Here is an 8,344-nt window from a genome sequence, read left to right on the forward strand (position 1 = left end):
GGAGCGGATTTCTTGCGGGCAGGGGGGCCGCTGGTACCTTCGCCGGCGTTCATGACGTCTCGGCGAAAGCTCCTGATGGCGGCGGCGGTGGTGGCGGTGGCCTTGAGCCTGGCCTCGGTGGCGGACGCCAAGGGCTTCCGGCGCTACCTGCGCCTGCGCAATGACGTGGAGGTGCTCGATGAGCGCAACCGCGCCCTGGCCGCGCAGAACGACGCACTTCGTCGGGAGATCGCCGCGCTCCGCAAGGATCCGGCGACGTTGGAGCAGTCCGTGCGTGAGGAGCTTGGCTACGTGAAGCCGGGCGAAATCGTCTTCCACCTGGAGTCGCCATGACCTCGCTGCCTTCGGTGCCCTCTCCGGCGAAGCTCGTGCGCGCGTTCTTCCGCGCGATCCCCGCAGCCGTGGCCCTGGCGACCTTCGTGCATCTGGCGCGGGGTGGCTTCCGGGGCCTGCACACGCTGGGGTGGACGGAAGCGGCGCTGGTGATGGGGCTGCTGGTCGGCATTGGCATGGCGGCGTGGCGCCGGGCGATGCGCTCCTCGGTGGGCGCCATCATCGACCTGCGCGACGACCTGGAGCTGGGCGGCGGGCTCATCTCCGCGGCCTTCATCGTGGTGGCGATTGGCGGCACGGAGCTGTTCCCCATCGTCTACCTGTTGATGGCGTTCCTGGTGGCGTTCCTGCCGCGCAACGCGGGCATGACGCTGCTGGGCGTGGCGCTGGTGTACGACGGGCTCGTCACGCTGGGCGGGCCGGTGGTGAACCTCACCGGCTTCCTGACGCACACCATGTTCCTGGCGCTGTTCGCGGGGCTGTACCACCTGGTGCTGTCCGCGCGGATGGCGGTGGCGAAGCGGGCGGAGTCGGACGCGGTGCAGAAGCGCATCCGCGAGGTGGAGGAGCGCGCGCGCACCTTCCGGCTGGTGAGCTCCGGCACGCAGGACAGCTTCAGCGGGATGAGCTCCGATGAGAAGTGGCTCGTCGCGTCGGTGAAGGAGATTGAAGGCGCGGTGCACGCGGCGCTGGAGATCGCGGAGACGGGCCTGCGCACGGACACCTGCGCGGCGTTCCTGCTGACGTCGGACGACCGGAGCCTGAAGCTGTACGACTGCCGCTCGCCCACGGAGCGGGTGCAGCGCGAGAAGTTCAACGCGGGCGAGGGCATCATCGGCGGCGTGCTGAAGCGCCGGGCGCCGGTGCGGATGAACTCGCCGCAGGGGCTCAAGGGCGTCACGTACTACGAGAGCGGCGGCCCCACGGTGCAGGCGCTCCTGGCGGTGCCCATCCTGGAGGGCAGCGGGCTGGTGCGCGGCGTGCTGGTGGCGGACAAGCTCAAGAACGAGCCGTTCACGGACCAGGACGAGAAGCTGCTGACGACCATCGCCGGTGAGGTGCTGCGCTCCATCGAGGTGGAGCGGGTGATGAGCTACATCCGCAAGACGCGCGACGAGAAGGACCGGTTCTTCCGGGCCATCGAGGAGCTGAACCGCGCGGGCAGCCCGGACCAGGTGTTCGTGGCGGTGCTGGAGTCCACGCGGCAGCTGGCCGGGCTGGACTTCTGCGCGGTGACGCTGGTGTCGGAGCAGGAGGGCAAGCGGGTGCACCGCGTGGTGCGGATGTCGGGCGTGACGGCGCAGGGCAAGGCGATGGAGGGCCGGACGTTCCCGGACAACAACGGGCTGGTCGCCAACGTGGTGCGCTACGGGGCGCCGCTGCCGGGGCGGGACATCAAGGCGATGGACCGCCAGGTCATCTTCGACGAGGAGACGCAGGTGCGCGGCCTGGGCGCGCTGAAGATCTTCCCGCTGGTGGCGGGGGACCGCATCCTGGGCACGCTGGTTGCGGGGTCGCGCAAGAAGGCGGCGTTCGAGCAGGACGTGCTGCGGATGATTGAGGTCATCGCCATCCAGGCGGCGCAGGCGGTGCTGCGTGCGCAGCTCTACGAGCAGATGGAGAAGATGGCGACGACGGACGGCCTCACGGGGCTGCTCAACCACCGCACGTTCCAGTCGCGGGCGGACGAGATTTTGGCGCAGGCGCGCCGGTACAACCGCAAGTGCTCCATCGTGTTGACGGACGTGGACCACTTCAAGAGCGTGAACGACACGTACGGGCACCCGACGGGCGACCAGGTACTCAAGGGCGTGGCGCGCATCATCAAGACGCTGGCGCGGGACACGGACGTGGTGGCGCGCTACGGCGGCGAGGAGTTCGTGATGGTGATGCCGGAGACGGACGCGCACGGCGCGAAGGTCATCGCCGAGCGGATCCGCGAGGCGGTGATGGCGGAGGTGTTCCAGACGGAGATGGGCCCGCTGCGCATCACGATGTCGCTGGGCATCTCCACGTTCCCGGACAACGGGCAGGAGAAGCAGCAGCTCATCGACCTGTCGGACCAGTGCCTGTACCACTCGAAGCGCAACGGCCGGAACCAGGCCGTGACGGTGGCGCAGATGCAGGGCGGCCGGAAGCTCCAGGCGGTCGCGGAGTAGGGCGGCGGTACCGATGCAGCCGATTCCCCTCGCCGTCACCACCAGCACGAAGACGGATGTGCCCACGGTGCGCGAGGCGCGGGCCGTGGCGCAGCGGTGGGGCCTGCCGTTCCTGCCGCGCCGCTCCAGCGAGGGCATTGCCCCGTGGCTCGGCACGAAGGTGGACGCGCTGCTCGTCGTCGGTGGCGACGGCGTGACGCTGTGGGAACCCCAGGGTTCGTTCGCCTTCCACGCGGGGATGGCGCACTTGCGGCGCATGCGACTGCGGCAGGGCCAGCGCGACGACACGTTCCTCAAACTCGCGGAGCTCGTCCCTGGGGATGCGGTGCTCGACTGCACCCTGGGACTCGGGCAGGACGCGCTGGTGGCGTCACTCGCGGTGGGGCCGCAGGGCAGGGTGGTGGGTTTGGAGAAGAGCCTGCCCCTGTGCGTCGTCGCCGCGGAAGGGCTCCAGCGCTACGGCCGGGGCGCGGACTCCTGCGCCATCGAGGTCCACCACTCGGACGCGCACGCGTACCTGAAGACGCTGCCCGCGAAGTCCTTCGACGTCGTCTTCTTCGACCCGATGTTCGCCAAGCCCAAGAAGGCCCAGCCCGCGTTCGACGTGCTGCGCCGCTTCGCGGAACACGCGCCCCTCACCCCCGGAGCCCTGGAGGAGGGGAGGCGGGTCGCCCGCCGCTGGGTCGTCGTGAAGGGCGCCCGGCACACCGACGACCTGCTCAAGCTGGGCATCGAACCCGCGCCCACCTCGCGCTTCAGCGAAGTCATCTGGGGCAGGCTGCCCGCGACGCCGTAGCGCCGCCTACCCCCGCTCTGAACCCTTCGGCGGCCCTTCGCTCCCCAGCGGGGACATCTTGCTCGACAGCGCTCCGGCCTGCTCGTGCGCCATCAGGTCGCGCGGCGAGCGGTAGTACTGCATCGGCGAGTGGTGCAGGAAGTTCGAGACGCGGCTCGTGTACAGGCACGCGTACTGCTCCACCTGGTAGCCGAACCGGCTGTTCTCGTTGCCTTCCTTGAACAGCAGGCCCCAGTACGGATTGAAGCCCTCCTCCACGTCACGCTCCAGCGTGGTCGCGATGCCGTTCGTCTCCTTCAGCGACCGGCGCAGCTTCTCCAGCTCCGCCTTCGTCTTCTTGCGCAGCTCCTCCGCCTCCAGGCGCTCCGCCTCCGACAGCTCCCCGCGCTCCAGCCGGCGCTCCACGGAGTTGAGCACCGTCTTGCGGTGGTTCACCTCGTCGTCCAGCCGCGCCCGCGTCAGCTCCACCTCCGACAGCGTGTCGATGTCCGCGCGCCGCTGGTCCGTGTACGTGATCTCGTCCTCAATCTCCTGGACGACCATGCACGTGCGCCACAGCGACGACTTCTTCGACTTCAGGATGTCGCCGTAGATGTGGTCGCCCACGTAGAGGATGTGCTCACCCCGGTAGCCCGTCATCTCCTCGAACTGGGCCAGGTTGCCGCCGGAGTACACCGTGCCGCGCTCCAGCGACTTCGCCTCGCCCACGACGCGGCCCTCCTCCGTCGTCGAGTCCAGCTCCAGGAACGGCCGGCTCTCCGTGAAGAACGCCGGCTTGCCCGCCGCCGTCACCGTGAAGTCGAAGTAGTTGCGCCAGCTCGGGTACTCCGGGAGCTGCCCGTCCAAGAGGTAGCGCATCACCGCGTTCGTGTAGTCCCACGCGGAGTTCGTCAGCAGGAACAGCCGCTTCCCACCCGAGCGCAGCTTGTGCAACGCCGGCCCCAGCTCCGGGTCCAGGAACACGTAGCGCGCGAGGTCCTTGCGGATCTCCCGCTTGAGCGAGTTGTCCCGGTGCACCGTGTCGATGGCCTCCCGGATGTCGTCGTAGAGCTTGCCGTACCCCACGGTGTGCCCCATCGACTCCATCAGCTCGATGATGCCGGAGAACAGGCACGTCTCCGGCAGCGCGAAGAGCGTGTCGTTCCACGCGAACTGCGGGTTGCGCAGCCGCACCCGCTTGTTGCGGTACAGCTCCTTCCACGCCTCGCGCTTCAGCGGCCGGAGGCCGTGGTACGCGCGCCCCACGTGCCCGAAGCGATCCATCTTCAGGACGTTGCCGTTCACCCGGTCCACCGCGAGCCCACGCATCACGAAGTGGTGGTCGTAGAGCAGGCCGCCAATGAAGGGCGGATAGCCGTACTCGCTGATCAGCTTCGCGATCGTCATGTCGAACGACAACTGCTCCAGCCGGCGCATGTGGTAGATGGCCAGCGTGTAGTCCATGTCGAACCCGATGAGCTCGACGTGGTCCATGCGCAGGTTGCGGTTGACGAACACCTCGCGCGCGCGCGGCACCTGGGCCGCGGGCTCCCGGGGCGTGGAGAGCAGCCGGCCAAGCACCTCGTCGGTGAGCAGCTCGTGGGCGCGGTGCGCCGCATCGTCGGCGCGCTCCCGGTTGATGGAGGAACGGAAGCTCCCGTGCAGCGGATCCACGGAGGGTCCGCCCGGGATGGGCTGGGTCGGAGAGAGGATGGACGGCACGGGACCGCAAGACATAACACGCGGGGCTCCCGGTCGCCGCGTCCTTGCGGGCTTCGCACGGGGCTGGCACGCTCTGGCCCCGATGCGCTCCTCCCGTCCATCCCCGGCCCCCGCCGAGGACCTCCACGCGCGCCTGTCCGCACGGATCGCCGCGCTGGAGGACCGGGTGCGCCGCCTGGAGGCCCGCCTGCTCCTGGAGGGCCGCAAGCCGCCCCCCGTGCGCTCGCGCCCCAGCGTCTCCGCCGCCACCGTCCGCGTGGGCCGCGCCCGGCCGCGCTGCCCCGGCTGCACCCTGGAGCTGCCCCGGGGGCGACGCGGTGAGTCGTGCGTCTGGTGCGGCTTCGTGTTCGCCGCCGTGGCCCGGCGTCCGCGCGGGGCCGCCGCCAAGACGGCGCGGAAGACGCGATGAGCGGGACGTACCGACTCATTGGCCGCACGGAAGCCGGGGACCTGGCGGAGCTGTACGGGGCCGTGCTGGTCCCCACCATCCCCGTCGCGGTGAAGCTGTTCCTCCAGCGCACCTCCGACCCCGCCTATGCCCGCGAGCTGGCGGAGACCGTCCGGCGGCTCCAGCCCGTGCGCCACCCGGGCATCCTCCATGTGGTGGACCTGGGCTTCGTGCGCCAGCGGCTCGCGGTGGTGCGCGAGGACGTGGACGGCTTCACGCTGGGCATCGCGCTCCAGCGCCTCAACACCAAGGAAGTGCTGCTGCCGCCCACCGTGGCGCTGTCCATCGTCATCCAGTTGCTGGAGGCGGTGCAGCTGGCCCACGACGCGGGCGTCGTCCACGGGGCCCTCACCCCCGGCAACCTGCTGCTGTCCCGCGAGGGCTACCCGGCCATCTGTGACTTCGGCGCGCTCCATGCGCTGCTGGCCGTGCCCCAGCTCAAGCGCACCTTCGCGCATCGCGGACGCAGCGCGTACCGCGCGCCGGAGGTGACGCGCGGAGAGCCGCCCACGGCCGCGTCCGACGTGTACTCGCTGGGCGCCATCGCCTACGAGCTGCTCACGCTGCGCGAGGCCGTGGTGCCCGGCAGCGGCGTGAGCACCCGCCGCGAAGCGCTGCCGCCCCCCAGCCGGTTGGACCGTCGCCTCAACGCGCGGTTGGACCCCGCGGTGATGCGCGCGTTGGATCCTGCACCCCAGCGGCGCTTCCGCTCGTGCGGCGAGTTCGCCCAGGCCCTGCGCAACTTCCTCTCCACGGGCGGCGGACTGCCCGGCCCGGAAGACGTGGCGCGCTTCGTGTCGGAGCTGTTCCCCAACGAGGTGAGCATCGCCGCGCCGGGCCCCGTTCCCTTCGCGGAGCCCTTCCAACTGGAGCCCGTCTCCGGCGCGGAGATGGAGGACCTGCACGCCGAGGAGCACGAGGCGTCCATCGTCCAGCGCGCGCCGTACACCCGCGCGCCCACCGAGGAGGAGGCCTCCGCGAACACGCAGGAGGCCGCCCCCGGCTTCGAGGAGTATCGCCCCCAGGACTACGCGCCGGACGCCCAGGCGCCGGAGGAGTCAGCCCCCGTCCCGGGCGACGCCCGGAGCACCGACCCCGCCCATGCCGGCCCCCTGGAGCAGGGCTGGGATGCGCCCCCCGGCGTCCTCGCGCAGAAGTCCCGCCGTCAGGTCCTGCCGCAGGGTGGGGCGGACGGACACTCCTCCACGCGCGTCGGACGCAACCCCCGCATGAAGGTGGTGGAGGACTTCTCCTCGCCGCCGCCGTTGGGGGACGACGAACCTCCCGCGCCCTCCGAACGCCGCGCGGCCCTGCGCCCCGCGCGCGGCGCCGCGGGCCGTTCCCCCGCCCAGGAGACGCTGCTCCTCTCGTCCGTGGGCCCGTCCCAGCCGGGCGCGAACCGGGGGGCGGATGGCGCGGAGCTGCCGCGTCAGGAGCGCCGGGGCCGCGCCGAGCCGACCGAGGCGCTCCCCGCCGAGCCCGGGAACGCCCCGGCCCGCCGCGCGGGTGCCCCGGGCCGGGACGACGGACGCCCCCGCCACGACATGGCGGTGCCCGCGCCCTCGGACAGGCACCTGCCGCCGTCCCAGCGCTTCGACACGGTGGAGACGCCGCGCATGGAGGCGGTGGACATGGTGCGGCGCCGCAAGCGCCTGCGCTTCATCGCCGTGGGCATCGCGTCGGTGGGCCTCTTCATCTTCGCCGTCGCGGTGTGGCGGCTGGGCCTGGAGTCCGCGCCCCCGCCGCCCCCCCTGCCGCACTACGACCCGAACGCGCCCGTGGCGGCCGGGAGCCCCAGCGCCACCCAGCTGCGCCCCATCGCGCCTCCGCCGCCCGCGCCCCCCAGGGCCGCCGCCTCCCAGGACCTGGAGGACCAGGAGGACGACGGGGACGGGGCCGAGCCGGCCGTGCCCACCAAGGCCCAGCGGGCGTTCCTCACGCTGCGCACCAACCTGCCGGCGCGCGTCTACATCGACGGGGCGCGGGTGGCGCGCACGACGCCGCTGGTGAACTACCCGGTCCGCATCGGCACGCGCGACATCCGCGTGGTCGCGCTCTCCACCGGCGAGCGCAAGGACTTCCAGCTCCGCTTCTCGCGGGGCCAGCACCAGAAGCTGGAGGAACAGTTCCAGCCTCCTCCCACCAGGCGGTGAACGTGGAGCGCACGCGCATCTTCGTCGTCGAGGACCAGCCGCAGCTGCTGCGCAACCTGGTCAAGGTCCTGAACACCTTCCCTGAACTGGAGCTGGTGGGCACGTCCCAGGACGGGGAGCAGGCGGTGGAGGACATCGTCCGGGAGCGCCCGCAGCTCGTCCTCCTGGACCTGGAGCTGCCGAGCATGCACGGCATCCAGGTGACCCAGAAGGTCAAGCGCCGCGCCCCGGAGGTGGAGATCCTCATCCTCACGTCCTTCGAGGAGGAGCAGAAGGTCTACGAGGCCATCCAGGCGGGCGCGTCCGGCTACCTGGTCAAGCGCGTGGGGCCGGAGAAGATCCGCTCCGCCATCCAGGAGGTCATGGAGGGCGGCACGGTGCTGGAGCCCCTCATCGCCCGGCGCTTCTGGAACTACTTCCAGTCCGTGCAGGCGAAGCCCGCCCAGAAGTCCGCCGAGCTGCCCTGGGGGCTGACGGCCCTGGAGCTGGACGTGCTGCGCTACGTGGCCAAGGGCCTGTCCAACGCGGAGGTGGGGCAGGTGATGACGCTGGAGCGCCGGACGGTGCGCACGCACCTGTCGCATATCTACCGGAAGATGGGCGTCAACTCCCATGTGGACGCCGTGGTGATGGCCCTGCGTGAAGGTGTCGTGGATCTCTAGCCTCGCCGTGGTTACGGTGGGGCACCTATGGCAAAGGCATCCCCGCGGTCCGCCGCGCGCGCGGTGGACCCCATCCTCCACGCCCTCTTCGA

The 8,344-nt window shown here is 71.1% G+C and carries 7 protein-coding genes; 6 read left to right on the top strand and 1 reads right to left on the bottom strand.

The window, feature by feature from the left end; genetic code table 11:
- Positions 1-51: 51 nt before the first annotated feature.
- The 3 genes from OV207_RS14995 to OV207_RS15005 are packed head-to-tail and all read left to right on the top strand — an operon-like array spanning position 52 to position 3,288.
- On the top strand, positions 52-333 hold the full coding sequence (locus OV207_RS14995; protein WP_193429630.1) for an FtsB family cell division protein: 282 nt from the start codon (positions 52-54) through the stop codon (positions 331-333).
- On the top strand, positions 330-2,492 hold the full coding sequence (locus OV207_RS15000) for a sensor domain-containing diguanylate cyclase (RefSeq protein ID WP_193429631.1): 2,163 nt from the start codon (positions 330-332) through the stop codon (positions 2,490-2,492). Before OV207_RS14995 ends, OV207_RS15000 begins: the two co-directional genes overlap by 4 nt.
- Positions 2,493-2,505: 13 nt before the next feature.
- Positions 2,506-3,288: a class I SAM-dependent methyltransferase gene (locus OV207_RS15005; RefSeq protein ID WP_267555926.1), complete on the top strand. Its 783-nt coding sequence runs from the start codon at positions 2,506-2,508 to the stop codon at positions 3,286-3,288.
- A 6-nt stretch (positions 3,289-3,294) separates the two neighbouring features.
- Here the strand turns inward: OV207_RS15005 and OV207_RS15010 are convergent, their stop codons facing one another.
- Positions 3,295-5,004, bottom strand: coding sequence for an HAD-IG family 5'-nucleotidase (locus OV207_RS15010; RefSeq protein WP_193429633.1), 1,710 nt, complete (start codon positions 5,002-5,004; stop codon positions 3,295-3,297).
- A 67-nt stretch (positions 5,005-5,071) separates the two neighbouring features.
- On the opposite strand from OV207_RS15010, the gene OV207_RS15015 reads away from it, so the two are divergent.
- From OV207_RS15015 to OV207_RS15025, 3 genes are read left to right on the top strand one after another with little or no spacing between them, the layout of a single operon-like run.
- Entirely contained in the window at positions 5,072-5,398 is a 327-nt protein-coding gene (locus OV207_RS15015) for a hypothetical protein (RefSeq protein ID WP_193429634.1), read from the top strand.
- The gene (locus OV207_RS15020) at positions 5,395-7,590 is read left to right on the top strand and encodes a serine/threonine protein kinase (RefSeq protein WP_267555927.1); all 2,196 of its coding nucleotides are present in this window, start codon (positions 5,395-5,397) and stop codon (positions 7,588-7,590) included. Before OV207_RS15015 ends, OV207_RS15020 begins: the two co-directional genes overlap by 4 nt.
- 2 nt (positions 7,591-7,592) lie before the next feature.
- Positions 7,593-8,252 (top strand): response regulator, encoded by a 660-nt coding sequence (locus OV207_RS15025; protein WP_193429636.1) that lies wholly within the window; start codon positions 7,593-7,595, stop codon positions 8,250-8,252.
- Positions 8,253-8,344 lie beyond the last annotated feature (92 nt).

The organism is Corallococcus sp. BB11-1 (assembly GCF_026626625.1).
Classification (GTDB): domain Bacteria; phylum Myxococcota; class Myxococcia; order Myxococcales; family Myxococcaceae; genus Corallococcus; species Corallococcus soli.